This window comes from Hyphococcus sp., assembly GCF_965228385.1.
Classification (GTDB): Bacteria; Pseudomonadota; Alphaproteobacteria; order Caulobacterales; family Parvularculaceae; genus Hyphococcus.
Genome location: NZ_OZ245810.1, coordinates 2,483,309 through 2,509,845, shown reverse-complemented (window position 1 = coordinate 2,509,845; position 26,537 = coordinate 2,483,309). Strand labels below are relative to the sequence as shown.

The following is a 26,537-nucleotide window of genomic DNA, read 5'->3' as shown; positions in this document are numbered from 1 at the left end:
CGTCGATGACAATCCCGTTGTCCTTACCGAAAACTAGATTCTGACATACTCGTGGTGCAATCCGCCGAGATGCGGAGCTGATTTGATCATGCCAGTTCGCCGAACGGGTCTCTGATGAGGAGCATCTTTTTCTAAACCAAGGTGCGTTCGAACTTCATTGTAATATTTCACATAAGCTTTCAGAACTTTGCGCAAGTGATCTTCATCACGAATGATCATATGATCGAGACATTCGCATCGGATGGAGCCGATTAGTCTTTCCACATGGCCGTTCTGCCATGGCGATCTCAGCGCCGTCGGGCCGTCTCGTATACCCATTGATTTCAGTTTACTCTTGAAGACGGCGCCATAAATCGCATCATTGTCACGAATGAGTGTTTTTGGTGTCGTGTCCCAAGGGAAAGCCTCTGTAATTTGCCGGGCCGCCCATTCGGCAGTCGGATGCGCGGTTACGCCAATATGCAACAGTTTCCGGCGGCCATGACCTAGAACGACAAAGGTATAGAGCAACTTGAAGCCAATCGTGGGGACAATGAAAAAATCACAAGACGCGATCCCATCCGTATGATTGCGCAGGAATGTTTTCCAGCCTTGTGACGGCGGCCCGCGGTGTTTGATCATATATTTGGCGATTGTTGATTGCGCGACGCCGATTCCCAGCATCTTCAGTTCGCCGTGAATGCGCGGTGCTCCCCAGAGCGGATTTGCCAAGCTCATTTCGCGGATCACATCTCGGAATTCCTTCGAAATTTTGGGTCTCCCGCCGCGAGGTCGCGATTTCCAGCGCTACAAGGCCCGCAAGCCCATGCGATGCCAGCCAACAAGCGTTTCGGGCTGAACGATATGGATTGCTTTTCGGATTTCGGGGAAAAAGCGATAAAGGAATGCTAGAAGCAGTCGATCACTCCGACGCAAAGTGATCTGTTTGGCCGCCTGTTGTCTTAGGGTAATAACTTGTTGGCGAAGCGCGGTGATCTCAGCTTCGAGAACCGAGCGAGGTTTCGCAAAGTCCGATAGAAAAAGAATAAAGAGTTTTAGCCAACCCAGCATAAACTGAGCATGGCGAATGGCAATAGCCTATGCAAGCCTACAGCCGATCCGGTTTTCGGTAGGGACAGGCAGCATTCAAAGGAGTCGGGTCACATTTGGCGCAATCTCGCAAGCTGTTTATTCGTCGCCTACCGATATTTTCAGGCGCATTTTTGGATGGATCGCGCACAGGACTTCAAATTCGCCTGGTTCGTCCATGGTGAGGCTAACCGTTTCGCCGGGCGGTTGTTCGCCGGAGTCAAATTGTTTGCCGCCCTTATTAAAAAAAACATGATGTGTGAACTTGTCATCGTTCAGAACATAAAGAGTCGAATTTCGGGGAACGCTGATGGCGGCGGGATGAAACCGCCGGTCCTTTTGGGATATTTCAATTTTCGAGGAATCTTGCGCGCTGGCTGGGGCGATAACGCCCAAAACGCAACAAAGCGTTAACTTAAACAAATGGTTCATTTTAATCATAAGCGCACCTTGTTTCTTAATGTAGAGCCGGAATTCTTTAATTGGTTTTAACAAAAATGGTGAATTCTCTCTGCGTCTGGCGCGTAAGGCAAGCAGGGCCGCGGATGCGAATCGAGAAGCGATTTAGATCAATTGGGGCGAAGATTTTTGCGGCGCTGTTTTGCGTCTGCGCCCTACTGTTTGCCTACGGCATTTGGAGTATTTACGCGATATCCGAAGCGGGTGATATCGTTAAGGATACTTATGACCGGCCCCTGCAATCGCTTAATTATGCGCGCGCAGCCAATTCGACTTTTCACCAGATGCGCGTCCTGCATCGAGACGGCAAGCCGCTTGGCGAGCTTGAAACGCTGTTTCACGATGATCTCGACATTGCGGCGCAGCGCGTACTGAGCGATGATGCACGCCGTCAGGTAGACACTATTCGCCGCGAGTTCAGCAGTTGGCTGAATTATATCCGGGAATCAAACACGGGTCCGCGAGAATCTGCACTTGCCGCTGAGATCGCCGCGCATTTTGATCTTCTGACGGAAACCATGTCGCTTGATAGTTTTCGGGAACGCCAGCGCGCTGTCGATGCTATTGCGCGCTCGCGCAAACTCGCGATCGGCGCAGTCGTCGCCTCCATGGTGCTTGCCATCTTGATGTCGATAATATTGACACGGCAGATTTCAAGGCCCTTGAGGATTGCAGCTCACGCGGCTGACAAGGTCAGCCAAGGTAACTTTCAAGCTACGTTGCCGGACGGCGGCGCCGATGAAACCGGCGCATTGCTGCGGTCCATGCGCGTAATGCAACTGAATATCGCAGACATGCTGGCGCGGGAAGAGGCGCGAGCCAGATCCGCAGAAACCCGTATGGCTGACGCGCTCGAAACGGCGGATGCAGCGGTAATGCTGCTCGATGAGAATCATAAAATTATCTATGCCAATTCAAAGGTTGAGAGCTGTTTTCCTGAACTAGCGGCCGCGCTGGACCCCGGCGCCTGTTTTAACGAGTCGCTCGAAGATATGGAGTTTATACTCCGCAATAACGGCGAGGTTTCGGAAGCGCTTCTTGCAGGCATTCTTGACAAGGATGAAATCCCTCTTTCGAATGGAAGCTGGGTCAGTGTTTCCCGTTCTGAATCCAGCGATGGGGGTTCAGTTTTAATCTGGACCGATATTTCGGAGTTAAAGGAGCGCGAAGCCAGCCTTCGCGAAGCCAAGGAAGCGGCTCAGGCGGCGGCGGTTGCAAAATCGAACTTCATCGCCAACATGAGTCATGAAATTCGTACACCAATGAATGGCGTGCTCGGCATGGCGGAGATTTTGAAACTATCAAATCTGACAGAGCGTCAGCACGAACTGGTGTCTATTATTTTGTCTTCCGGCGCCAATCTTATGGCTGTCATTAACGCTATTCTTGATTTTTCAAAGCTCGACGCCGGAAAAATGACGCTATGCAATGAAGCTTTTAATCTTCGCCGAACGGTCGTCGAGGTCGGCGCCATGATGCAGGCTACGGCCCAGCAGAAGGGCTTAGAGTTGATCGTTCGCTATGCGCCTTCAGTGCCGGAAGGCGTTTTTGGCGATGTGACGCGTATTCGGCAGATTCTCGGCAACCTCGCCGGCAATGCAGTAAAGTTCACCCAGGAAGGGCATGTGCTCATCAATGTTGATGGAAAAGTTGACGGCGAGTGCGTCGAGTTGCGCATTGAAGTCAGCGACACAGGCATCGGCATTGCAGAAGCGGACCTGCCCCGCATGTTTCAAAAATTCGAGCAAGCGGATGACTCGAAATCCCGAAATTATGAGGGAACGGGTCTTGGCCTGGCTATTTGCAAGGAGCTTATCGACCTGATGGGTGGCGCGATTAGTGCAACTAGTACGATAGGCGAGGGCTCTTGTTTCCGCATAGATATGACCTTGCCCGTCGATAATTCGGTTGAAAGGCTACCGTGCGTCAATCACGCTCTATTCGACGGATTGCGTGTGCTCGCCATCGATGACAACCGGATCAATCGTATGTTGCTGGAGGAACTTCTGGAAAACTGGGGCGTGCAGGCCGATATTGTCGGGTCGGCGCGCGAGGGCGAGGCTGCGCTGGAGCGCGCAAGCACCGAGAACGCACCCTACCGATTAATTCTCATGGACTACCAGATGCCGGGCGAATCCGGCGACGATTTCACGGGTCGTATCCAGCGTGACAAACGGTACGCGGCGACGCCTGTCATCATGCTTTCATCCGTGGACACGGGACCGAACGCGTCTGATCATCAGAAAGGCCGGTATGCGGCGTGGATTTCGAAACCGCTCGGCGCGTCGAAACTGATGGACGCAATCGTCAAAGCGCTAAACGACGCGGCGGCGATCGAACTGAAGAATACGGCCTTGGATTTACGCAGCGCCGGCGGCGACTCTACTAATACCGAGACATCTCAAGACCGCCCCCGGGTTTTGATCGCCGAGGATAATATCGTCAATCAAATGGTGATTAAAAACTTGATCGACGCCTCGCGATACGACGTCGCTATGGCGGCGAACGGTGAAATTGCGGTGAGCATGTTTGAGGAAAAGCGTCCGTCACTTTTCATCACCGATCTTTCGATGCCTGTGTTGGACGGTTTTGGCGCCGCGCGCGCGGTACGCACGCTCGAGCGAGAAAAAGGATTGCCGCGAACGCCGATCATCGCTGCTACCGCCCATGTGCTGGACGCTGATCGCAAGGCTGTGACAAGCGCCGACATAGATGACTTTCTGGCGAAGCCGATCCGCAAGGATGCGCTTGACGCCATGATTGAGAAATGGACAGCGCCCCGATCGCACCGCCGCGCCAGCGCTAGCGCATAGCATAAAAGTGTACGTCAGACGGATGTCTGTTCAGCGCATTGCTGTAATTTTTCAACATAGAAAAATTGTTCTTACCGGGTGTTAACCAGTTTTGTGCAGTGTCGGTCGTGACTGCAGAAGGCTTGTCATCATGCGTTTCAACTTGTTGAACACCATAATCTTGGGCGCTGCGCTGTTTCCAGCTATCGTCTCCGCGCAAGGCGTTCCGATTGGCGATTCAGCGAAACTCATCGCAACCGGAGGCGTGAGCCAGGTCGAAGGCGCGGGAGGAGGCGGTCTCTCCGCATGGGCCTTGATTTCCGGTTACGGCAGCGACCGCAGCATCGGCGCCAATGCCCATTACACTCATGTGATTTTACCTGACTACACGCTCCGTTCCGCTGGCGCGGCCATTGGTTTGTTTGATCGTGTTGAGGTTTCCTACGCCCATAGCTGGTTCGATACTGGCGATACAGGCGCGGCGCTAGGGTTAGGGCAAGGTTATACGTTTGAACAGGACGTTGTTGGCGTGAAAGTCAGATTGGTAGGCGACGCTATTTACGATCAGGACAAATGGCTGCCGCAAATCGCCGCCGGCGTTCAGTATAAAAATACGAGCGATGCGACTGTTCTCGCGGCGGTGGGCGCGCGACGCGACGATGATGTCGATTTTTATGTGGCGGCCAGTAAGCTGTTTCTTGGTCAGAGTGTTCTGGCCAATGCGACGCTGCGATATACTCGCGCCAACCAGTTCGGCATTCTCGGCTATGGCGGCGACGCCAATGACGACAGGTCCGTGCAATTCGAAGGCTCGCTTGTCTATCTTATCCGCCGCAACCTCGCCGCCGGCGTCGAATATCGCACAAAACCGGATAACCTTGGTTTTGCGGCGGAAAACGACGCCTTTGATATTTTCGGTGCGTGGTTCATCAATAAGCATGTCTCCCTAACCGCCGCTTACGCGGACCTCGGTTCGATCGCGCTACAGGACAATCAGCGCGGCGCATATCTTTCGCTGCAAGTTGGGTTTTAACTAAGGACTAACAAATGAATATTCGCACGCTCGTCATTACATTGGCTGTGTCGCTTATGCTTTCCGACGCCGCGTCCGCTGAAGATGATCGCCTTTATCGCGCTTTTGGAGGAAAAGACGGCATTGCCCGCATCGTGGAGGATTTTACGTCGATGGCGCTCGATGATCCGCGCGTATCGGCGACGTTCGATGAGACGAGTATTCCGCGCTTTAAGGAAAAACTGACGCTGCAATTGTGCGAATTAACCGGAGGGCCTTGCGTCTATGACGGTCTGGACATGCATGCAGCGCATTCCGGATTAGACATGACAACAGCGGATTTCAACGCTATTGTTGAAATTCTTCAGAACGCCATGAATAATCACAATATTCCGTTCCGAACACAGAATAAGCTCCTGAAACTGCTTGCGCCTATGAAACGTGATATTGTCGTAGAATAGACGTTAAGCCCGTACGCCGTACGGCTATCGATTTTTTCGCATTATACTAGCGCGAACCAAAATCCACTATGCAATGTAAATGCTATAAAATCCAACGCTGACACAGCAAGACACCTTTGTGAGGCGCAAAACTGTCGGGGCGATGCTATCTCATTTCAATCTTTGCTGTGCATTACCGGTTTTTTCGAGTTGAAAATCGGAAAAGCGCATTGAGAATTCCTTATTGACGGCGCCGAACATGCGTTCGCCTTTCATCCGCCAGTAAAAATGCGTCATCAGCGGCGGCGCACCTTGTATTTTGCGCTCGAAGCGCTGCCGGAAAACAAGATCGTTAATCTTGGCGAGCGCACCGGGTTTGAAAGATCGAAGCGAGCGAACGGAATAAAGCATCAGCTCCTGGCGGTCTTTATCGATAATGAGCTGAGTCCGGACCGGCGATTCGCCGTCCATATCGGGGGCTTGCGGCGAAGAAAACGAATAGGTCAGCGTATCGGCTGTTTCATCCGTTAATCGCACATTTGAAAGATGGTCGCGATAGTCGGCGTAAATAAGACCGCCGGGCGCTGACTCCAGTTGTTTGTATTTTTCGAGGTTATCTCTCGCGTTATCGCTTAATGCGGTTTTGTCGCCGGAGACCGGGGCCCACTCGTCCCGGCCGGCATCGTATCGCTCCACGACCGTCAGCCCGCCCATCCATTGAAATTCCATTGTGAAAGATACGCGTAAATCGCTGACGGCTTCAGCTTCGCGCAACGCCGTATCGACCGGGGCAGGCAGCGAATCTTGTTCAGCAACAGCCGGTCCAGTATGACTGATAATAATGAATATCGCACATGCGGCGATAAAAAATTGTGAGGCTGCGCCGGGGCAGATCAATCGGCTAAACATTGGCATATGTTGAAACTCCTACTTTTACAGGGCTAAAACCGTGCAAGAACTTCCACCCCCCATGTTGCAGGGTCATTGACGAAGCCGGATAGATTGTTGAAGTCAATGGCCCCCTCTATTTCTTCCGCATTAAGAACATTGCGCCCGAAAGCGGCGATTTCATACCGGCCCGAAGCGTCTGCGTAGCCTGCGCGCACACCACCTTCGAGCAGTTGCCGGCTTTGAAACTCGGCGCTTTCGTAAAGGAAAAAATTGACCCGGCTGCGATAGGCCCAGTCGGTGAACACAAACAACTCTCCGTGACCGGAAAAAACCGGAACGCCGTATCGAAGGGTGGCGTTGGCGATATGACGCGGCGCCTGCGGGAGCGGATTGCCGTCGATCCGCGCGTTTCCAGTCACGGGATTTACGGGATCGAGCACAATACAGGGCGCCCCGCATATGCCCGCTTCCAGATCGCCGTCGCGGATATCGGTTTCGTTAAGGCTGTAACCGGCGGTGATTTGCAGCCGATCCACCGGCTCCAGCGCCGCATCGACCTCGAAGCCGTAACCGACAACTGCGTCGGCGTTCAATAACTGATTGAAATTGCCCGCGCCGCCGACGGCTGTCAGTTGCTGATCGCTGGTGCGAAAATAAAAAGCGGAGGCGTTGAAGCTGCCGCGCCCGTCCCAGAATACAGATTTAAATCCGGCCTCGTATGAATTGATCGTCTCGGTGTCCGCAGTGGTGACGACATCGCCGAAGACGATCCGGCCTTGCGCGTTCGGGGCCCGGAAACCGCGGGCGTAACGCGCATAGATGTTGACTGTCGGCGTGAGTTCATAATGCGCGGCAATGTCGCCGGTGACGACCGTATCCTCCAGATCCCGAGTGATCGGCCCCAGCGGTGGCGCGCCGAACGGGCCGACCAGACGCTCTGTGGAAAAATCCTTATTCTCGCCGGAAACGCGCAAGCCTGTCGTGAGCGTCAGCCGTTCGGTAATGCGCCAGTCGGCGGAACCGAAGAGCGCCCAGGCGAAGGTTTCCTGATCCTGGGTGGCGAAACCGTTCAGCGTTCCGCCCGCAAGCGTATCAAAACTCAAATTCTCGATTTGAAGGTCTTCATAAAAGAAGAAACCCCCGACAGTTGCGTCTACGCGAGCGGCAGACTCGAATTGAAGGCGAACTTCCTGCGTAAACTGATCATGCCCCGTGATGTTATCAGCGCTTTCGGCCGCGAAAGGAATAAGACCCGGCCCTGAAGGCGGGGCGAAAACAGCGCCGAAACCTCCATCGACGTCGCCCCGCGCGGTAACGCCGATTTTTTCATACGCCGTAACGGTGGTGAGGTCGCCGAACCCAAGGCCGATTTCGTTTTTCAGGCTGGCGCCAATGTTAAAAACGTCGAGAATTTGCGTCGCGTCTTGTGCTGACTGGCGCCTGTTGAACCCGCCAATTAAGCCGCCTTCTCCCGGTTCGATAATGTTGGCGCGAAACAGTCGCGAGCCGCCGTTTAGCCGGCGGCCGTGAATGTTCAACAATGAGCTGAAATTGTCAGAAGGCGCATAGAGAAACTGGAGCCGTCCGGCGAATTCCTCGAACTCCTCAAAACCGTTCTCGCCGCCGCCGTCGAATGCGTTCTCGACGAAATCGTCGCGCCGCTGATAAAGGGCCGAAAGGCGTGCGGTCAAAACATCGCCGGCAAGCGGGCCGCTCACGGCGCCTTCGGCATCGATTGTGTTGAAACGGCCGTAAGAGATCCGGCCGTAGCCTTCAACCGTTTTCGTCGGTCTTGCGGATTCGAACTTGATCACGCCCGCCGGCGTATTGCGTCCGAAAAGCGTGCCCTGCGGTCCGCGCAAGACTTCAATGCGGTCAAGGTCGAAAACGGGAAAGCCTTTTAAGATGGGATTTTCAAGAACGACTTCATCGTAAACAAGCGAAACCGGCTGGCTGGCGTTCAAGTCGAAATCTGTATTGCCGAGCCCTCTGATATAAAAACGCGGAAATGTCCGTCCGGACGATGCTTCGGCGTAAAGGCTTGGCGCGCGCGCGGACAGAAAGAGAATATCCTCGCCGTGAGCGCTGATCGCGTCCAGTTTTTCGCCCGCCAATATGTCGAGGGAAATCGGCACCTCATTGTAGGGCTGTTCGCGCTTTTGCGCGGTCACGATGATGATGTCTTCGTCGGCGGCGGATCGCGCCGAAGCGGCGCCGTTGATCATGGCGCCAAGCGCTGCAAGGCATATAAAGGCTGTGCAACAGCGATTAATGATATATGTCATGTGCTTCAATTGTGTGCTCGCTTGTCTTGGGTTTTTGCGTCAGGCGGGTTTATCGGCGCGAAAGAATATCGCCCGATGCAGGTCATGATGATAAATACGTACAAAAACGTCAGTTTGATGCGTCGTTAAGCGACCAGTCGTAATTATAACGCTCGACGCCTTTTGTTTCCGCGAGCGCGCCCGCCAGTTCAGGTTCCGCATAGCGGCGCAAATGGGCGATGACGCCGGCTTGGCCGCCGCCGAAATCTTCCTGAAACCATTTGTAGATAGATGACGCTTCAACTCTGCCGTTCCGCACGCGAACGCCGCGAGGATGATTGACGTAAGCCTTCGCCGCTTGCGTGAGGCGGTCGTCCAGCCTAGCGCCTGTGAACGGAGGGGAGGGGAGGTTCGGACACCCTATGGACGCGCAATTGACGGCGTAATGCACTCTGGGCTCGTTCCAGAATTCCCGCAGAATATCATGTTCGATATTGTCGAGCGTTACCGTCACGCCGTTAACGGAAGCAAGATCTTTTTTCCAAGGTCCCGCTGCAAAAAGCCCTGACTTGATATCGCGGATACTCTCGACTGGATAGTTGTCCAGCACGATATCGATCGTCAGCGCATTGTACAGATTGGCCCAGTAAGCGAACGCTTCATTCTTGTTAAGGGCTGTCGGGTCTATGCCTTGCAGTTTTTCAAGATATTGTTTCAGCGCAGCGCGATCGGCCTGCGATACTCGTCCATAATCAACCAAAACGACCCCGCTTTCATTTTCGGCTGCGTATGTTTCGATGAATGACGCGAAGGCATCGTGCGAAAGCGTTTCCGTGCTGTTGTACGTAAAGTTATTGAACTCCGCAAACGATCCTTGCGCCAATGCAATTGAATTGATCTTGAGCAGAAAAATAACCGTACTTGTAAAAGAAATAAATTGTTTCATGTGTACCTTATCAATATCGTTGTGATCGTCACACCGGCTTTACTGGATCAAGAGAGCGCATTTTGTCTAAACACGTAAGCTCACATCTTGGTGAAAGCCTGCAAAGCGGGGTTCGCTCACGCGCGCTTTTAAGCCGTCTTCATCTATATAGCGCGAGACGATATCGCCAAGCCGCCGACCGCTAAATTATTTCAGCGGCGCTGTATATATCGGCGCCCGCCGGCGGTTCTCTAATAAAGGTTAGTTGATAAAAGCTCTGAAAGGCGATTTGCGCCGCCGAAATTTCGTATCCGGCGCACAACGGCTCTCGCATCGTTCCGGTGGGGGCTGCACTGCTTTTTTGGCTAAGTTTTTGTTTGTGCGCGGTCTGCTATGGCGCCCGTGTTCGAAAGACCGCTTTCGGATGGTTATAGAGTCGCGTGTATGCATTGATAAAGCATTTGTCTATCACGCTTCCATGCCCGGGTCTTGAGGCTGTCTTGTCAGCCAGCGACGCCGTTCTTGTTTGGGCCAAATCCAGCAATAATCTTGGGAGAATATTCAGCCATTCTTTAATGACTCAAGCTTTGCGCTTCCCCCAATCTTACGCAAAACTGAACATAAATCGAGTTTTCAGTAGGGACGAAGGACGGCGGGTAAGAATCATATCAGTTTAGCTATGACATCCCCCGGGCGCACGACGCCGTCTTCCTGAACCTCAATCGAAATCCGTCCGTTGGCGGGCGCTATAACTTCAAACTCGGTTTTTTCGAGCGCAACGGTGGCGATCATGTCGCCTTCGCGCACTTCGTCGCCGTCGCTGACAAACCATTTGCTGAGTGCGCCGTCGTCATCGTTGGTCCACATGTTAATAACTATATTCATGACGCTCTCTTAATGCGCAGCAAGCGTCGCCCGGACGCTTGCGACGATCTTTTCTTTGTTGGGCAGCGCGAATTGTTCCATCGGTCGTGCGAAGGGGATCGGGATATCCGGGTAAGCGATGCGTTGCGGCGGCGATTTAAGTGCGCCGAACGCCTCAATCGATGCAAGGGCAATAATTTCGCCGGTCATACCAAAGCTCTGATAGTCATCATCGACGACAACGAGACGGCCGGTCTTGCGAACGGATTTCAGTATGCATTCTTTGTCGAGCGGAACGAGTGAGCGCAGATCGATGACTTCCGCCGAGACGCCATCTTCCGCCAGTTCTTCCGCAGCAGCGAGTGCAAGATGGACGGGCCAGCTCAAGCCCACGATCGTCACATCACGACCCTCACGCAATATGGCAGCCTTGCCGATTGGCGTCTCATAAGACTCCTTTGGCGTATGAGTAATAGAGCCGGGAGTCGTGCCAAGCCATGCCAGACCATGCAGTGCTTTGTGATAAAGAAAAATGACCGGATTATCGTCTTTGAGCGCCGCGTGCATTAATCCCTTGGCGTCATAGGCGATAGACGGTGCCACAACTTTCATGCCTGGCAAGTGGGCGAACGTTGCATAAAGAGATTGCGAGTGTTGTCCGGCATCGCTGTAACCGCCGCCCACAGCGCTGGTCAACACCATGGGAATGGGTTGTTTGCCGCCGGAAAAGTATGCGTTTTTTGCAGCGAGATTGTAAATTGCGTCCATACACACGCCGAAAAAGTCGACAAACATCAATTCTACGACCGGGCGCATTCCGCATGCGGCGGCGCCGACTGACGCGCCTATAAAGCCAGTCTCAGAAATTGGCGTATCGCGAACGCGTTCCGCGCCGAAGCGTTCATAAAGACCGGCGTAGTTGCCAAAAGGCCCGCCGAGCTTGCCAACGTCTTCACCCATGACGAAAATGCGTTCATCTGTTTCCATAGCTTCGCCGAGCGCTTCCGTCATAGCTTTGGCGATGGTGAGTTTTCTTGCATTTGTTCTATCGGTCATAATCGCCTCAAGCAAAAACCGTTGTCATCGCGTCTTCCGGAGGGGGTTCCGGCGCCGCGCGTGCAAACTCAATCGCGCTGCGAACGACTTCTTCCGCGAGACGCTCTATTTCTGAAATAATTTCTTCAGGTGCCTCGCCTTCTTCAAGAAGCCGCGTTCGATAAGCGGGAAGGGCGTCGCGCCCGCTAATTTTTTCCTTTTCGCCTTCCGGCCGGTAGGTTTCAGGATCACCCGTAAAGTGCCCGGTAAGGCGATCTGTTTCGATTTCAATAAGGGTCGGGCCCCCGCCTGCGCGCGCGCGTCCAATCGCTTCGCCGGCCGCCGCATATACGGCGTCCGGATCGTTGCCTTCGATATAAATTCCCGGCATGCCGTATCCGGCGGCGCGTATATCATTGCGCGGTACGGCTGTAGACGTCTTTTTATCAACCGAGATGCCGTAGGCGTTATCCTCAATCACGCAGATAAACGGCACTTTCCAAAGTCCGGCGAGGTTCATCGATTCATGAAAGGCGCCTTGGTTGGCGGCGCCCTCTCCGATAAATGCAATTGCTACATGAGGAAGATTTCGCATTTTGAAAGAAAGCGCCGCGCCGACCGCGGGCGCAATGCCCTGCCCTACAATACCGCTACAGGAAAAATTCACCTCCGTATCGAAGAGGTGCATATGCCCGCCGCGGCCGCCGCTGAGACCTGACGAGCGGCCGAAAATTTCCGCCGTCATTCGGTTGAGATCAACGCCTTTGGCGATGGCGATATGATGCGGCCTGTGGGTCGCGGAGACATAGTCATCTTTTGTTAAATGGATACATACGCCCGCAGCGCATGGTTCCTGACCCATGGACAAATGCATTTCGCCAGGGATAGGCCCGTTCGCCATGTTGAAGTTCGGAAGTTTCTCCTCGAAATATACCGCCTGTATCGCTTCTTCATAACGGCGGCTGGTGAACATCATCTTGTACATCTCAAGGCGTTGATCGACACCAGCTTTCATAGCTGCCTCCTTAAAGGTGAGTGTGCGTTCTCAGCGCACTATTTGTTCGTGCAGGCAATGAGCTCGATTTCGAGCAGCAGATCCGGATTGGCGAGCCGCGAAACCTCAACCCAGGTGGCGGCGGGCAATAGTCCGCTGGCGTAGTATTTGGCCCGCGCTGCAAGCGCGCCGAGTGTTGAGTCCATGTCCGTCGTAAAGCCGGTTTCCTTCACGACGTCGTCGAAAGTGAGATCAAATTGCTTCAACGCGCCGGATAGATTCTGGTAGATCTGATCAATCTGCGCCGCCATGTCGCCCTTATGGAGAGGTTCAAAATTTTCGTCCCAACTCACAGCGCCTGAAATGAAAACCAGATTGCCGGCGCGGACGCACTGACAAAACCCAAGCTGGCGTTCCGCCGCCTCATTCCCATACCGTCGCTCGATGTTCATCGCGGCCTCCTGCTAAAATATGAAAAATAGTATCGGTCATTATAAAAATATAATCAACAAAATTATATTCTAAAATTGTCGGATCACATAAACAGACAAATTCTGCTAACACATCGCAACAACGAAGATTGATTAGAAGGAAAGCATGAGCGGATTAAGAGCACGGTCAAAACAAAGACGCCGGGACTTAGTGCTGGATGCGGCTGAAGTATTGTTTCGCCGGCAAGGCTATGGGCGCACGACAATAGAAGAAATTGCCAGCGAGGCAGATGTCTCGATTGGCACTATGTATAAATATTTTGGCTCAAAGAGCGGCATCATGCGTGCGCTGATGGAACCGGTTATTTTTGACATGCTGGCCAAGGGAAAAGCCGTGATCGCCAATCCGCCAAAGCGGGCTGTTGATGCAATAGCCGCATTATACGAGGCTTACAGGTTCACCAATGAGTGGAAACACGTGAACATACTGCGAGCCTTCGACCCCCGTTTCGAGCCGCTTGACGAAAATCTGACGCAAATTACTGACGCATTTGACACCAAACTCACGGCGCAGATTGCCGAAATGCTCTCCAGGCTGCAGGAACTTGGGCGGCTTAGCAGAATTGTCGACGCCGAGGACGGCGCCTTCATTTTGTACAATTTGCTTCGTACCGCTTTCAACGCCCATGTGACTATTTCGAACACTCAAACCTACGAAGAAATCCTCGTCGACACCCATCGCCGAATGCGTCTGATATTTGAATCATGGAGCGGAGACGGCGGATAAGGTCCCGGACTAATGCGCTTAAAACGCCTATTTTTCCAGCAAGAAACACGCCTACAACTAAAAAATAGAATATTATTGCATATATTATAAAAATCGGATAAGCTGGTTTCAGCGCTATGAGCGCTCGTGAATTCTGGGAGGGGCTCATGTTGAAACCAAATTCTAGTGGATGTGGTACGAGAGGTTTCGGTCTGGCTGGCGGGGCGAGCAGCATCGCCATTACCCTGGCCGCTGCGGGCGGCGTCACAATGTCGGCGCATGCTCAAGATGAACCAGTAGCCGGAATTGACACGATCGTCGTGTCCGCCCGGAAACGCGAAGAAAACCTGCAGGAAACGCCAGTTGCAATCACGGCATTTTCATCGGGCGACCTCGCAAAACGCAGCGTCGTGACATTGGACGGTATCGGCGATTACACGCCGAACCTTGTTTTCGATAAAGGCACAGGCGGGACTGGCGGCAGCACCAGCACGCAGATTTATATTCGCGGGATTGGACAGGCCGACTTCCTGTTCACAACCGAGCCTGGCGTGGGCATCTATGTAGATGGCGTTTATCATCCGCGCTCGATCGGCTCCATTATGGACCTTGTAGACATCGAACGCGTTGAGGTTTTGAAAGGCCCCCAAGGCACGCTGTTTGGCAAAAACAGTGTTGGCGGCGCGATCAATGTTGTTTCTCGGCGCCCCGGGAATGAATTCTCCGGCGGCATAGAAGCGGTATATGGAAGGTTCGACCGCGTCGACGTACGTGCAAACCTTAACGTTCCCCTTGTTGAGGACAAGCTTGCCGCATCGCTTGCTTTTTCATCCCACGATATTGACGGCTATGTAAAACGCCCGCTTGCAGGCGATGAGCTTGGCGGCATTAATTCCAAGGGTGTGCGCGGACAGGTTCTATGGACGCCTACGGAAAATTTTGACCTTTTATTGTCGTCAGACTACACGCGCCATCGTGATGATGCGATCGCGAATACGCTGATCGATGTCGACCAGACTGGTAGTCTTATCGCCCTATGGAACGGTCTCGTGGCGCCGGCGCAAATGGTGTTTTACGATGACAGCTACATTTCTGAAGACCCGTTTGTAAGTAATGGTACGGGACCGAATTTCAGTGATCTCGATCTTTGGGGCGTGTCCGGCGTTGCCACGCTGCGCGCCGGTGATCTGACCTTCAAGTCGGTTACGGCTTACCGCAACCAGGATGCGTTTTTCGGACATGATTCTGATCATTCGCCGCTCACATATTTTGAACAGACGGTTGATGATAATCAGAAACAGTTTTCTCAGGAACTGCAAATCAACGGGTCGCATTTTGACGGCCGGTTCGATTGGGTTCTGGGCGCGCTTTATTTCCACGAAGAAGGGCTGAGCACGTACCGCATCATCTTTGCACCTGGGCTCTATGACGCGCTGGAAATGTTGCCTGCGGGAATCATCGACGGGCTCGGGGGCATGGGCAATCCGGTTCACCCGTTACTGGACTTTGACGGCGCCGTCTCGGCAGGAATTGACAATGACAGTTACGCCGTCTTCGCGCATACGAATTTTGCGGTCACCGACCGGCTAAGCGTATCGGGAGGAATTCGGTACACGTATGATGAAAAAGGTTTTGACTCAATTCTGGAGCGCTTCTCCGCTGGTGTTGTCACTCATGATGTTTCGATTGAAGATGACTGGAGCGCATGGACGCCGAAAATCAGCCTGGACTATGATTTGACAGATAATATCATGGTGTATGCATCGGCTGCGCGCGGCTTTAAATCGGGTGGTTTCAACGGTCGTCCGACAAACGCATTCGTCGCCATGCAGCCCTTCGACCCGGAATATGTCTGGACCTATGAAACGGGTTTTAAATCCGAATTTGCAAACCGGCGCTTCATTCTCAATGGCGCTATGTTTTATTCGGACTACACAAATATGCAGTTATTGGCCGTCTCGATCGACAATTTCGGCGGGATTGTGGCGCTGGTGGAGAATGCAGGCGCTGCTGAAATAAAGGGCTTTGAACTTGAGATGAATGCAGTGCCTGCGCGCAATTTACGCCTCGATGCGGGCATCGGGTTCCTCGACGCAGAGTACTCCGAACTTGATCCCAGCGTTGCTTCGATCTCACTCGACAGCGAGCTTGTGAAAACGCCGAAGTGGTCATTAAATTTTGGCGGCGAGTATACGGCGGCGCTAGGCGGCGCTCTTGAAGCGACGTTTCGTGCAGATTATTCCTATCGCACGCGCACCCAGCACGTTGCGGATAACAATCCGTTGCTGACACAAGATGCATACGGATTGTTAAGCCTCCGGCTGTCTCTCGCGCCTGTGGACGGACCTTGGGAAGTGTCGGTATTCGGCACGAACTTGACCGATGAGCGTTATATCTCAAACGGTCTTAGCCAGTTTGACACCCTCGGCACAACGGATGTGACGTTCGGGCGTCCGCGCGAGTGGGGGGTGATGGCAAAATGGTCGTTTTAGACGAAACGACACTCGAACAGGTCTATATCACCGCAGATATGGCAATCGATGCGCCGTCTCAGGATGTTTGGTCGATTGTAGGAGCGTTCGGGGAGCCAACCTTGGGCAAGGGTTTTGTTACAAAAGTCGAACTCGAAGGCGAAGGCGTTGGGGCGGTAAGAACGCTTTACCTAACAAATGACGTTGTTGGCGACGTCGTGCGAGAGCGCCAGACTGGCCGGGATGAACGCGGCATGTACTACGCTTTCGAGTTGATTGATACCGGGGGTATTCCTTTTACGGACTATTATGCCTGCGCTCATGTAGTTCCTGTAGATGAAAATAGTTGCCGGTTGCTGTGGCTGAACCGCTACCGCGCCGCTCCTGCAGCGGTGGCGGATATGAAGGCGCAATCGCACAAACTTCTGCAGCTGGTTGAACGCAATCTTAAAGAGGCTCTTAAAGGGCGTACGTGAACTTACAAGACTTACGAGGACGGGACTGATGACGGCTCAAACAATAAAAAACTTCTCGCGAACGGATGTCGATATGCCCGATGGAAACCCTTCCCAAAGGGTGGGCAAGCGCCTTCCGGCAGAAGGAGAAGACGGCGTATTTTCGCAATCGTGGTTCCCGATCTGCATGTCGTCGGAAGTCGAGAAGGGGCAGGTCAGGGGCGAGCGCTTTCTCGATGGGAAAGTGATCGTATTTCGCGGCGATGATGGCGTCGCCCGTGTGATGAGCGCTTACTGCCCCCATGTGGGCGCCGACCTATCGATCGGCGCTGTGGTGGGAAACCATGTTCAGTGTGCATTTCACAAATGGGAGTATGGGGGCGATGGCGCTTGTGTAAAAACGGCGATTGGCGATCCGGCTCCGACTAAGGCGCGCCTTTTCAAATTCCCGACAAAAGAACAATACGGGGTGGTTTGGGCGTTTAACGGCGAGACGCCGGATTTTGATATTCCTAGTTTTGAACTCCCTGACGAAAAGCTGGCCATCCGGGTGTTTCGTTTCCCTGAACTTTTGAACTGTGACCCTTGGGTATTCGCCGCCAACACGCCGGACATGCAGCATTTCAAGGTCGTACACAAAACAGAGTTCGCCACGGAAGACCCGCATGATTCTGTGACGTGGGATGATTACGGCTTTCGCTACAAAGTCATCGCCGCGCACCAACAAGGCGTTCCCATCGAATGGACAGTGGGAATTCGCGGCACCAGTGTTTTCTGGCAGGAAGGACCCTATGGCGATTTCTGGATTGGCGGCATGGTCGGATTCGGTCTGCCGACGCCCGGTAAACACGAATTATTCGCAATTCTCGCGCTTGAAAAAGGCGACGGTAGTGCTGAATTTGAAGCACAATTGGAGGAGAATTTCGGTGTTGCCGAGATGTTGATGAACCGCACCATCGGCGAGGACATCGATATTTTGAATACTATTAAATATTGTCCCGGGACGCTGACGGCGGGCGATCGCACGCTTGGCAAGTTCTTGCAATTTTTGCGGCGCTTTCCGCGCGCGCATCCGTCCGGCGCATTTATCAAATAGGAGCCGAGGATGGTGCAGGCCGTAATTGCAAAAAAAATTGAAGCGCCTGCAGAAAAAGTGTGGACGCTTTCAAACTGGAAAGGGTGTGAGGCGCTAATGCCAATCCCCGGCCAGATGGAGGGCGTTAGCTTTGAAGGCGATGGTATCGGCGCGCGCCGAATTTTTCATCTGGACAAGGTGCGGCTCGGCGGCGGCTCCATCGTTGAGGAACTCGTATCCATAGACGAGCGCCGGAGACACTATGTTTATCGTCTTGCTGATAACGGCCCGCTTCCCTGGACAGATTATGAAGGCGTCATTGTAGTCACGCCATGTGGCCCGGACGCTTGCGCCATAAAATTCTCAGTCGATATCACTCCGTTGGATATTTCTGATGAAGAATGCCGTCATATTTGGGTCACTCACGCGTTGATGGACGTGGCGAGGTTGAAAGAGGAACTGGGTGTTCAGTAAAGGCAATTTAGATTGCCTTACCAGAAGCTCTGTATGCTGGCCCACTGTGTGATGCTTCTTTCTACCTTCAACTGAAGTTGAAGAAATTTTTCCCTGATGCAGAACGAATTTCGCTGCTCCGGGTAATACTTTCCCTGATATTTTGCGTAGGGAATTCAAGCCTAAAGTATTGAGTTGGCCTGAATTCTGGATATAAAAAATAGCGAAATAAGCCTAAAATTACGAAATTTCCCAGTAAATTCCCGAATATCAGGGTATTCCGCCGGAGACGGGTTCGAACTTGTCCGCTTCCACCGCCAGCCGACCCCGATCGAACGCCGTGCCTTTACTTAAAATTAGATTCTGGCCTGCTCCTGATGGAGCCCGCCGGCAATCGTGGATGGAATTTATCGGAGCAGATGGCTGGAGTATCCGCGCTACTGGAACGTCTCAAGCAATTCATTCAGCATACCCATTCCGCCATGGCGGCCTGGACGCCGTTGATTCAACACGTGCTCCCATGTCGGCGAGATGCTTGTTAAACGCGGAACCGTAAATCGTATCATTCGCGGGTAAAATGATCCTGCGCACGCTCGCACGTTCGATTGGTTTCGCAGATGATAAGATCATTTTTGCCTCGCTCTTCGAATGGCGCTTACACGTCGCCCGCCGAAAGTTGCATGAAAAAGCGGCTGCACAATCGGGGTTTCTTTACGGCTGCTTGACAGACGCCAGGCTCTATGTTCAATTCTGAAAAATTGAATATAATTCAAAAACTATGAGGACATGAGGCAACGGCAAGGCTTGGCGGGTTTCGCTGCAGTTTGAATTGCCGTCAGTTAGAGTAGACCGAGTCATGTAGTTGTTATGGTTTGGGCGCTGTGTGGATTTGTTCGCTTATCGTTGTTTTCCGCGGTAATTTGAGGGATAAAGTCTGTAAACTGAGCAGATTGCTGGTTTTTAACCTGGAGCTTTGATTATGAGCGATTTGTTGCAGACGGAGGATCATCCGCATCACGTTCTGTCTGAAGCGAATGGCCGGAGAATTGTGGCGATGGATTCTGCGCGTTACGTCGACGCCAGAAACAGAGATAATGACGTTGTCGTCGCCGCATCTTACATCGGTGTTTTACCGGCCCGGCTGATCGCTCCGCACCGCCCGAGGGGTGTAATAGGCCACGACGGCGGTATCGGTAAAGATGCAGCAGGCATACAAGGGCTTTTTTATCTGGAAGCGTTAGGGATACCTGCAGCAGCGGCGGAAGGCGGTTCCGCCGAATTGGGGAATGGCCGCGATCTCTATGACGCGGGCATAATCAGCCGGATGAACATATTCGCTGAGAATTGCGGGATTGAACGGGGCCAGTCCGTCTCCGAGGCCGCTCAGCTGCTCATTGAGAATGACCCCGGAGATATAACACCTGGGGCGACTATCAGGCGGAAGACTGTTGAAACGTCTCAGACCGGGCGGCAGGTCGTAATCACGGACTCTATTATTCACGCCAAACCGGAAGATCGTAATCGAAACGTTTTGGTCACCGCCGGGCACACCGGCACATCGGGCGCGTCTTTCCTGCTCGAATTTCGTCCCTGGGGTTTTATATGTTCGGACGGAGGCGGCGGAAAAAATAATTCCGGAACAGCGGGTTTGGCCATTGTAGATGAACATGGCTTGGCTGGCGCCAGCGTATCGGCCGAAAGCGCCGCCTTAGGTGACGCTTTTTCTTCTTATTACGACGGCGTCATCGTGGCTTGCAACGAGCATGCGCGCATGCGCGGAGTGAGTGTAGGAATGAGTGCGCGTGAAGCCGCAAGCAAACTGCTTCAGGAGTTTGACGCAAAGTGAATGAAGCATTGCCGACCGGTGTAAGCTCGCTCACGCGGCCGTTTTGGGATGCGGCGCGGGAAAGCATTTTGGTTAGGCCTGTTTGCAATCAATGCGGCCTCAATTTTTTTGCTCCGCAATTGGCATGCCCGAAATGCTATTCGGAATCGTGGAGTTATCAACCTAGCAGCGGAAGCGGCGTCGTCGAGACGTTTACGGTTGTGCATCGCGCGCCGACCGGAGAACGCGAGCCGCCCTATATTGTGGCGGTGGTGGCGTTGGAAGAAAGATGGCGGATGATGACCAACATTGTAAACTGCGCGCCTGACGCGCCCAGGATCGGCGATCCGGTATCAGTTTGTTTTGAAAAGTTGAAAAACGGCGTCACCGTCCCGGTATTCGAACTTGTCAAACAGGAGCGCTCATGAACGTCGGCCTCGCTACCGCGCGTTCTGCGCGCCGATATCTGGATCGTACCGCCGCCTTTGACGAAAAGCGTGAATTCACATGGAAACATGTCGATACGCGCAGCAATCGATTCGCAAATTTCCTTCGGGGCGGCGCTGCGCTCGAAAAGGGAGAGCGCGTTGCTGTATGGCTGCCCAATCGGATCGAAGTGCCGGAAATACTGGCGGGTGTAGCGAAGGCCGGGCTTACCTATGTTGGGTTGAATTTCCGGATGAATGATGCGGATCTTCGCAATGTCTTCGAGAACGCCGCGCCGCGCACCTTGGTGGTCGCAGGAGAATTTCGGGAGCGCGCTGAAGCATTATGCGCCGGTAGTGAAATTCGCATTGTCGATATCGATGCCGCTCAAGGTGAGCACAGCTATAATTCAGTATTGCAAAAAGCGGCTGACGGAGAGCCAGACAGTTTGCGTCATGTCCGTCCGGAAGACGACTTTTGCATTGTCTATACCAGCGGAACCACCGGCACGCCAAAGGGCGTCTGGTTCGATCACGCGCGCATATTGCAACATGCCAGCGTTGCCGCACTAGAATACGAGCTCGACAGCAATTCCCGATATTTGTTGGCGATTCCGCATAATTCGTCAGTCAATATCACCCTTGCGCCGAGCATGATGATGGGCGGCGCCGTAGGCTTCGTCGATAGTCGGCGCTTTGACGCCGCAGACTTTGTACGGCTCGCCCAAAAGACGAGCGCAACTCATTCCTACCTGGTTCCCACCCAACTCTATCGCCTTCTGGAATCTGCGCCTGATAGTAATTGTCTACAGTCGATGAAAACACTCGGTTACGGCGCGGCGCCGATGTCGCCTGATAAAGCAGCGCAGCTGGTTGACCGTTTCGGAACGATATTCAATCAGCTATACGGGATGGCTGAAATCGCCTCTATAGGCACCATGTTGCGCAAATCAGATCATCTTGCGGCGTTAAATGGGCGTACGGAACTTTTCCGATCCGCTGGACAACCCTCATATGCGATTGACGTTCGTGTTGTTGATGAAGAAGGCAACGACGTAGCGCCTGGCGAACGAGGCGAGGTTATCTTTGCTGCGCCATATATGATGAAGGGTTACTTTAGGGACCCCGAAAGAACCGCGTCCACGCTCGTTGACGGGTGGATAAGGTCAGGCGACATTGCAGAAATTGATGAGCACGGCTACTTTTACATTGTTGACCGAAAAAAAGACCTTATCATCAGGGGCGGCTATAATATTGCGCCTGTAGAGATCGAATCCGTCTTGCATCGTCACCCGGATATTCTGGAAGTTGCCGTGATCGGCGTGCCGGATGAAGAATGGGGAGAAGCGATTGTCGCCGTAGCTGCTTTGAAGTCGGGCGCTAACGCCGACAGAGACGCATTGTTGAAGTTTGTTGCCGAGAATAGTGAACTTAGCTCATTCAAGCGGCCAGAACGAATAGAGCTTTTGGACGCCCTTCCCAAAAATGCAGTCGGAAAAATCGCCAAGAATGAACTACGCGAACGTTTCGGCGCGCTGAATGCAAAGAGTTAAACCATGACGGGTCTACAGGATGTCGCTGTCGTTGGCGTCCACACGACTGAACAACGACGCCGTTTAGGACGTTCTGCATTATCCGCTTGTCTTGAAGCGGCGCTGGGCGCTTTGAATGATGCTGGACTTAACGTTTCGGACATTGACGGCGTCGCCGGGCGTTGGCCCGGTCCGGGAGGGACGGTCATGCATCCCGGATCGCTCGATTGGTCGACATTATTGAACCAGAAGGTCCGTTGGGTGCAGGACACCTATCCCCAGGGCGTTCCGGCTCTGCTTGACGCCGCCGCTGCCATTTCGGCGGGCCTGTGCAACACTGTCTTGGTGGTCGGAGGACAAGCGTCGATTAAAGACGAGACCGGAAGCGTTGCAGCTTATACCCGTCCGGAAAATGAGTTTGTTCAACCGTGGGGCGCTTTTACGGCGGTCCAATTCGCTTTGGTGGCGCAGCGCTATTGTAAGGCTTATCCAGAAAGTCGTGAAGCAGCGGCTGCAGTTGCTGCGGCGATACGTAACCGGGGTCACGAAAATAAAGAGGCTGTGATGTACGGGCGGGGGCCATATACGGCCGAAGATATTTTGGCTGCGCCGGCCATAGCAACGCCCTTCACCTTATTGGATTTATGCCTAGCGACGGAAGGCGCTGCGGCGATGGTCCTGACGTCAAAAGATATAGCCCGGGATACGCGCGCGCCGGTGTGGATTCTTGGCGGCGCTTGCGAGTACCAGCGGCAACAATATGTGAATCCTCCGGATTATGACGAAGTCTGGACAATCGGAACAGAGGCTGGCGAACGGACGTTTAAAATGGCCGGCGTCTCAAGGGACGAAGTTTCCGTTGCACAGTTATATGATATCAATTCTTTCGAGGTGCTTCGGCAGATGGAAGTCCTTGGCTTTTGCAATGCGGGTGAGGCCGCCGGTTATGTCAAACAAGTTGGCGTCGGAGCCGACTCAAAAATGCCCGTTAACACCGATGGCGGTTTGCTCTCCTACAGTCATATCGGATGGGGCGGACCAACCCTGAAAATTGTCGAAGCTGTTCATCAATTGCGTAACGAAGCGAATGGCCGTCAAGTGAAAAACTGTGACATTGCGTTAGCGGGCGGCGCCGGTTCTGGCGCGCAGTATTATAATGTCGCCCTTCTGGGACGCGAACCTGCTTGAACGGCGAAGCTTGCACCGTGGCGGTTTCTTGTACGAGATCTTGAAATCATTCGATTATTCGTTCGCCGCTCGCAAACAATAGCCAAAGTATGAGCCCGAGCAAATATAACAGTGCGGATATACTGAAGACGAGCGCCCACGAGCCGCTCGCGTCGAGGATCATTCCCGTGACTGTTACGCCTATGATGCCCGGAAGAGTGGCGGCTGTGTTGGTGATGCCCATTAATACGCCAGCATGACGCGGGGCGATATCAAGATGGTTCACCAGAAAGCCTCCAGCCGCAAAACCCGCCAAGAATAAAGCTGCGGTCATAACAGCCATTGCTGTTTCAGCGTCTGTGACCCAATTAATCAAAACCAGCGCCGCGGCCGGCCCGCCAAAACAAATAATCTGCATGATCTTCCGCACACGCGAAATAGAGACACCTTTGCGTATCATGCGGTCAGCAAGAATTCCCGAAATTGTAAAGCCAGCCACATTCGCAATGAACGGAACGACAGCATAGTAGCCGACAGCGCTGACTTCGACGCCCAGGCCTTCGTTTATGTAGGTTGGCAGCCAGGTCAAGATTACATAAAAACCCCATGTGAAACAGAAATGATTAAGAATGAGCGCCCAAACAGGTCGTTTGGAAAGAAGTATGCGCCAGACATCCTTATCTTGTTTAGGCGCGATTGTCTGATCGCGTTCAATATAGGACTTTTCGCTCTGCGTGATTTTCGGATGGGAATCCGGCCCGTCGGTCACAAATACACGCCACGCTGCAAACCAAAAAAACCCCAATGCGCCGAAAATGTAGAAGACCCATTGCCATCCGAACTTTACTACAATCAATGGGGTGGCAAGAAGTGCGACAATGGTGCCGAACGACGTGCCGCTGAAATTTAAGGCGGCGGCCCGGCCGCGTTCAACTGGCGGGACCCAGCGCGCATAAAGCGAATAAATCGCAGGAAACGCCAGCCCTTCTCCAAGCCCCATGCCGATACGCGCTAATAACAAGGTGGCGACTCCAGCAAGCGCAGCGGGCGGTGTGATCACTGTAAAAAACGACCATGTCAAAACAGCAATACCGAGTACAATTTTCCCGCCGAACTTGTCTGACAGCCAGCCGCCCAGAATTTGTGTCGCTAAATACCCGTAAAAGAATGCAGAAAGCACGAGACCGCGCAGGGTTTGATCCCAGCCGAGATCTGCGGCCATGGGTATGACGGCGATAGAAATATTTACGCGGTCAATATAACAAATAAGCGTGGCGAAAAAACAAAGCCCGATCACGTTGAAACGTGTCTGCCAGCCACTGGGCGGCTCAGCGAAGGATTCGTTTTTAACGGCGTTCATAAATTTCGTTTCTTAGTTAAATTGATCTGGTAGAGTAAGGCGCGTTTGGAAATATTGCGCTCGTAACGATAAAATCAAGCACTGCGCTCGTCCCTGTTAGAATCGCGATATCTTCGGCGACGCACTGCGCTCGCTCATCCGTCTCCTCCCAAGTCGTGGATATCCGCATTTCCGAAGGTCCACTGAATTTTCAGGATTCGATGCTGAATTTTCCAGCCATGCTTTGTACGGATAAACTTATCTAAATATTGTCCTGCAATTATATTCTTGTCTCCTCCCGGATAACCCGATCGAACATGCTGGGCTTGAAGGTAACAAACGCTCGAGGCATGGTCGTCTACAACTGAAATTGATACATTTCCTATAAGATGTTGCGTTTGAGTCATGGGCGTGAGGGCTCGCCGGCATAAGGCTTCAATTTCGTTGTAATTTGAAAGCGCACCGACCATGTCGTATTCCGCAGTCGCATTTTCGAGAAAACAGTCCTCAAGCGCTTTCCAATCTTTCTGGTCAAGCGCAAAAGCGTATTTATACAAGATCGCTGTAATTTCACGCTCATCAGATAATTGTCTCAGAACGGATGACTGAGCGTCGGTCTTTAGCGTTTTATCCATGAACATCCCTTGAATCAAAATGCAGTTATAAGCCTATATGAGATTTTGAAGAAAGTTCAGAAAAATTTCTCTGCCCTGGCCTCATAAGAACGCAACGTATTTACAACCGGCAAAAATTTTAATAATATTCAAAAATGTCGGCGACGGAGCTGGCGGGGCTGTGGCGGGATAATCGTCATATGCGCCTGCGATTATTGATTATTGCGAAGCAGGTCCGCGCCGCTTAAGGAAGTCCGGATTTTCCCGATTGGCTGATTGCTGCGGAGATTATATGTACCTTGCCACAACCCGTGTTCACAAAAATTCAATTGTGGCGTTTGTCGTTGAAGATCGCGTTGTTTCGATCAGGGACTGCGCGGCGGGGCAGGGTAGTTCGATCGCCGAATCGCTTCCCTCAACCGTTTTGGGAGTGATTGAAAAAGGTCCGGATTACTGGGCGGAACTCGAAAGCTTTTACGACACGCTGCGTGACGGGGAATTCCCATCCGACGCGCAGGATAAGTGGTGGTGGACAAAAGAAAGCGTTACATTTGAGCCGCCCTTAATCCCACGGAAAAATCCGTGGGTCGTCGGCGCAAACTACTATCAGCACCTTGCAAATGGATTTGCGCGCATTCCGCGGCCAGCCATCGCTCCGCCTCATGTGGAGTATTTCTCCAAGGCGGTGAACTCAATCATCGGCGATAACGCGGATATTGTTTTCGACAAAAGGTCCACCCGAACCGTAGACTTCGAGCTGGAACTTGCCGTGGTCATTGGCAAAACTGGCAAAGACGTGTCTGTCGCTGACGCTTACGACTGGGTTTTTGGATACACAATTGCAAATGATATATCCGCCCGTGAGTTGCAGTTAGGCCACCAACAATATCACCGCGGAAAAAGTCTGGACGGCTTTTGTCCTCTGGGTCCGGTAATTGCGACGCCGCGCGAAACTGGCGATCCAAACCGGTTGCGCATGCGCCAATGGCTGAACGGAGAGCTGAAGCAGGATTGGCCCGTGGGCGATATGATTTACAAGATCGACAAGCTGATAGAAGTACTCTCACAAGGAATGACGATTGAACCTGGTGAAGTCATCATCTGTGGCACTGTCCCTGGGGTTGGGTTTGAGCAATTACCTCAGGACTGGCTGATACATGGCGATTTGCTGGAGGCGGAGATTTCTCGAATCGGCATGCTGACGAACAGGATTAAGCTTGCAGGCGCATCGTAGGGAAAT

25 protein-coding genes are annotated in these 26,537 nt (G+C 52.8%); 13 read left to right on the top strand and 12 right to left on the bottom strand.

All coding sequences use genetic code 11. The features are described from left to right. Nucleotides 1-33: 33 nt before the first annotated feature. The 3 genes from ACQK2Q_RS11685 to ACQK2Q_RS11675 all read right to left on the bottom strand — a co-directional run bounded on the left by ACQK2Q_RS11685 (nucleotide 34) and on the right by ACQK2Q_RS11675 (nucleotide 1,500). Nucleotides 34-729, bottom strand: a complete 696-nt coding sequence (locus tag ACQK2Q_RS11685; protein WP_425409920.1) for an integrase core domain-containing protein — start codon at nucleotides 727-729, stop codon at nucleotides 34-36. Between the two features lie 57 nt (nucleotides 730-786). Continuing rightward, nucleotides 787-1,050, bottom strand: coding sequence for a hypothetical protein (locus tag ACQK2Q_RS11680; RefSeq protein WP_425409919.1), 264 nt, complete (start codon nucleotides 1,048-1,050; stop codon nucleotides 787-789). Between the two features lie 117 nt (nucleotides 1,051-1,167). Then, nucleotides 1,168-1,500, bottom strand: a complete 333-nt coding sequence (locus tag ACQK2Q_RS11675) for a cupredoxin domain-containing protein (protein WP_425411156.1) — start codon at nucleotides 1,498-1,500, stop codon at nucleotides 1,168-1,170. A gap of 113 nt (nucleotides 1,501-1,613) precedes the next feature. Between ACQK2Q_RS11675 and ACQK2Q_RS11670 the strand changes: the two genes are divergently transcribed. The 3 genes from ACQK2Q_RS11670 to ACQK2Q_RS11660 all read left to right on the top strand — a co-directional run bounded on the left by ACQK2Q_RS11670 (nucleotide 1,614) and on the right by ACQK2Q_RS11660 (nucleotide 5,792). Then, complete coding sequence (locus ACQK2Q_RS11670; protein WP_425409918.1) at nucleotides 1,614-4,340, top strand: response regulator; 2,727 nt, start codon at nucleotides 1,614-1,616, stop codon at nucleotides 4,338-4,340. Between the two features lie 130 nt (nucleotides 4,341-4,470). Then, complete coding sequence (locus ACQK2Q_RS11665; protein ID WP_425409917.1) at nucleotides 4,471-5,352, top strand: DUF3034 family protein; 882 nt, start codon at nucleotides 4,471-4,473, stop codon at nucleotides 5,350-5,352. 14 nt (nucleotides 5,353-5,366) lie between these two features. Further along, nucleotides 5,367-5,792, top strand: coding sequence for a group I truncated hemoglobin (locus tag ACQK2Q_RS11660; RefSeq protein WP_425409916.1), 426 nt, complete (start codon nucleotides 5,367-5,369; stop codon nucleotides 5,790-5,792). A 150-nt stretch (nucleotides 5,793-5,942) separates the two neighbouring features. Here the strand turns inward: ACQK2Q_RS11660 and ACQK2Q_RS11655 are convergent, their stop codons facing one another. From ACQK2Q_RS11655 to ACQK2Q_RS11625, 7 genes are all read right to left on the bottom strand, one after another. Then, nucleotides 5,943-6,686, bottom strand: a complete 744-nt coding sequence (locus ACQK2Q_RS11655) for a hypothetical protein (protein ID WP_425409915.1) — start codon at nucleotides 6,684-6,686, stop codon at nucleotides 5,943-5,945. 26 nt (nucleotides 6,687-6,712) lie between these two features. Then, the gene (locus tag ACQK2Q_RS11650) at nucleotides 6,713-8,947 is read right to left on the bottom strand and encodes a TonB-dependent receptor (protein WP_425409914.1); all 2,235 of its coding nucleotides are present in this window, start codon (nucleotides 8,945-8,947) and stop codon (nucleotides 6,713-6,715) included. 109 nt (nucleotides 8,948-9,056) lie between these two features. Further along, a complete protein-coding gene (locus ACQK2Q_RS11645; protein ID WP_425409913.1) occupies nucleotides 9,057-9,872 on the bottom strand; it encodes a DUF547 domain-containing protein in 816 nt (271 codons plus the stop codon). Nucleotides 9,873-10,514: 642 nt separating this feature from the next. Further along, on the bottom strand, nucleotides 10,515-10,736 hold the full coding sequence (locus ACQK2Q_RS11640) for a biotin/lipoyl-containing protein (protein ID WP_425409912.1): 222 nt from the start codon (nucleotides 10,734-10,736) through the stop codon (nucleotides 10,515-10,517). Between the two features lie 9 nt (nucleotides 10,737-10,745). Beyond that, nucleotides 10,746-11,771, bottom strand: a complete 1,026-nt coding sequence (locus tag ACQK2Q_RS11635; protein ID WP_425409911.1) for an alpha-ketoacid dehydrogenase subunit beta — start codon at nucleotides 11,769-11,771, stop codon at nucleotides 10,746-10,748. Nucleotides 11,772-11,778: 7 nt separating this feature from the next. After that, a complete protein-coding gene (locus tag ACQK2Q_RS11630) occupies nucleotides 11,779-12,765 on the bottom strand; it encodes a thiamine pyrophosphate-dependent dehydrogenase E1 component subunit alpha (RefSeq protein ID WP_425409910.1) in 987 nt (328 codons plus the stop codon). Between the two features lie 38 nt (nucleotides 12,766-12,803). Further along, nucleotides 12,804-13,196: a RidA family protein gene (locus ACQK2Q_RS11625; RefSeq protein WP_425409909.1), complete on the bottom strand. Its 393-nt coding sequence runs from the start codon at nucleotides 13,194-13,196 to the stop codon at nucleotides 12,804-12,806. A gap of 145 nt (nucleotides 13,197-13,341) precedes the next feature. Here ACQK2Q_RS11625 and ACQK2Q_RS11620 point away from each other — a divergent pair, with 145 nt between their 5' ends. From ACQK2Q_RS11620 to ACQK2Q_RS11580, 9 genes are all read left to right on the top strand, one after another. Then, nucleotides 13,342-13,962: a TetR/AcrR family transcriptional regulator gene (locus ACQK2Q_RS11620; protein ID WP_425409908.1), complete on the top strand. Its 621-nt coding sequence runs from the start codon at nucleotides 13,342-13,344 to the stop codon at nucleotides 13,960-13,962. Nucleotides 13,963-14,108: 146 nt separating this feature from the next. Next, the gene (locus ACQK2Q_RS11615; protein ID WP_425409907.1) at nucleotides 14,109-16,433 is read left to right on the top strand and encodes a TonB-dependent receptor; all 2,325 of its coding nucleotides are present in this window, start codon (nucleotides 14,109-14,111) and stop codon (nucleotides 16,431-16,433) included. Continuing rightward, a complete protein-coding gene (locus ACQK2Q_RS11610; RefSeq protein ID WP_425409906.1) occupies nucleotides 16,421-16,888 on the top strand; it encodes an SRPBCC family protein in 468 nt (155 codons plus the stop codon). The genes ACQK2Q_RS11615 and ACQK2Q_RS11610 overlap by 13 nt, the downstream gene beginning before the upstream one ends. Nucleotides 16,889-16,916: 28 nt before the next feature. Beyond that, nucleotides 16,917-17,963 carry an aromatic ring-hydroxylating oxygenase subunit alpha gene (locus ACQK2Q_RS11605; protein ID WP_425409905.1) on the top strand — a complete coding sequence of 349 codons (1,047 nt, stop codon included), beginning with the start codon at nucleotides 16,917-16,919 and terminating at the stop codon, nucleotides 17,961-17,963. Between the two features lie 9 nt (nucleotides 17,964-17,972). Next, complete coding sequence (locus ACQK2Q_RS11600; protein WP_425409904.1) at nucleotides 17,973-18,416, top strand: SRPBCC family protein; 444 nt, start codon at nucleotides 17,973-17,975, stop codon at nucleotides 18,414-18,416. Between the two features lie 958 nt (nucleotides 18,417-19,374). Next, entirely contained in the window at nucleotides 19,375-20,241 is an 867-nt protein-coding gene (locus ACQK2Q_RS11595) for a hypothetical protein (RefSeq protein WP_425409903.1), read from the top strand. After that, nucleotides 20,238-20,648 (top strand): Zn-ribbon domain-containing OB-fold protein, encoded by a 411-nt coding sequence (locus ACQK2Q_RS11590; RefSeq protein ID WP_425409902.1) that lies wholly within the window; start codon nucleotides 20,238-20,240, stop codon nucleotides 20,646-20,648. Before ACQK2Q_RS11595 ends, ACQK2Q_RS11590 begins: the two co-directional genes overlap by 4 nt. Beyond that, a complete protein-coding gene (locus ACQK2Q_RS11585) occupies nucleotides 20,645-22,198 on the top strand; it encodes a class I adenylate-forming enzyme family protein (RefSeq protein WP_425409901.1) in 1,554 nt (517 codons plus the stop codon). The genes ACQK2Q_RS11590 and ACQK2Q_RS11585 overlap by 4 nt, the downstream gene beginning before the upstream one ends. A gap of 3 nt (nucleotides 22,199-22,201) precedes the next feature. Further along, nucleotides 22,202-23,365, top strand: a complete 1,164-nt coding sequence (locus ACQK2Q_RS11580; RefSeq protein ID WP_425409900.1) for a thiolase family protein — start codon at nucleotides 22,202-22,204, stop codon at nucleotides 23,363-23,365. A gap of 46 nt (nucleotides 23,366-23,411) precedes the next feature. Here ACQK2Q_RS11580 and ACQK2Q_RS11575 read toward each other — a convergent pair whose 3' ends face one another. Together ACQK2Q_RS11575 and ACQK2Q_RS11570 are read right to left on the bottom strand one after the other, a co-directional pair. Then, nucleotides 23,412-24,704: an ACS family MFS transporter gene (locus ACQK2Q_RS11575; protein WP_425409899.1), complete on the bottom strand. Its 1,293-nt coding sequence runs from the start codon at nucleotides 24,702-24,704 to the stop codon at nucleotides 23,412-23,414. Between the two features lie 134 nt (nucleotides 24,705-24,838). Further along, entirely contained in the window at nucleotides 24,839-25,318 is a 480-nt protein-coding gene (locus ACQK2Q_RS11570) for a nuclear transport factor 2 family protein (RefSeq protein WP_425409898.1), read from the bottom strand. A gap of 271 nt (nucleotides 25,319-25,589) precedes the next feature. Here ACQK2Q_RS11570 and ACQK2Q_RS11565 point away from each other — a divergent pair, with 271 nt between their 5' ends. Further along, nucleotides 25,590-26,531 carry a fumarylacetoacetate hydrolase family protein gene (locus ACQK2Q_RS11565; RefSeq protein ID WP_425409897.1) on the top strand — a complete coding sequence of 314 codons (942 nt, stop codon included), beginning with the start codon at nucleotides 25,590-25,592 and terminating at the stop codon, nucleotides 26,529-26,531. The last annotated feature ends 6 nt before the right edge of the window (nucleotides 26,532-26,537 follow it).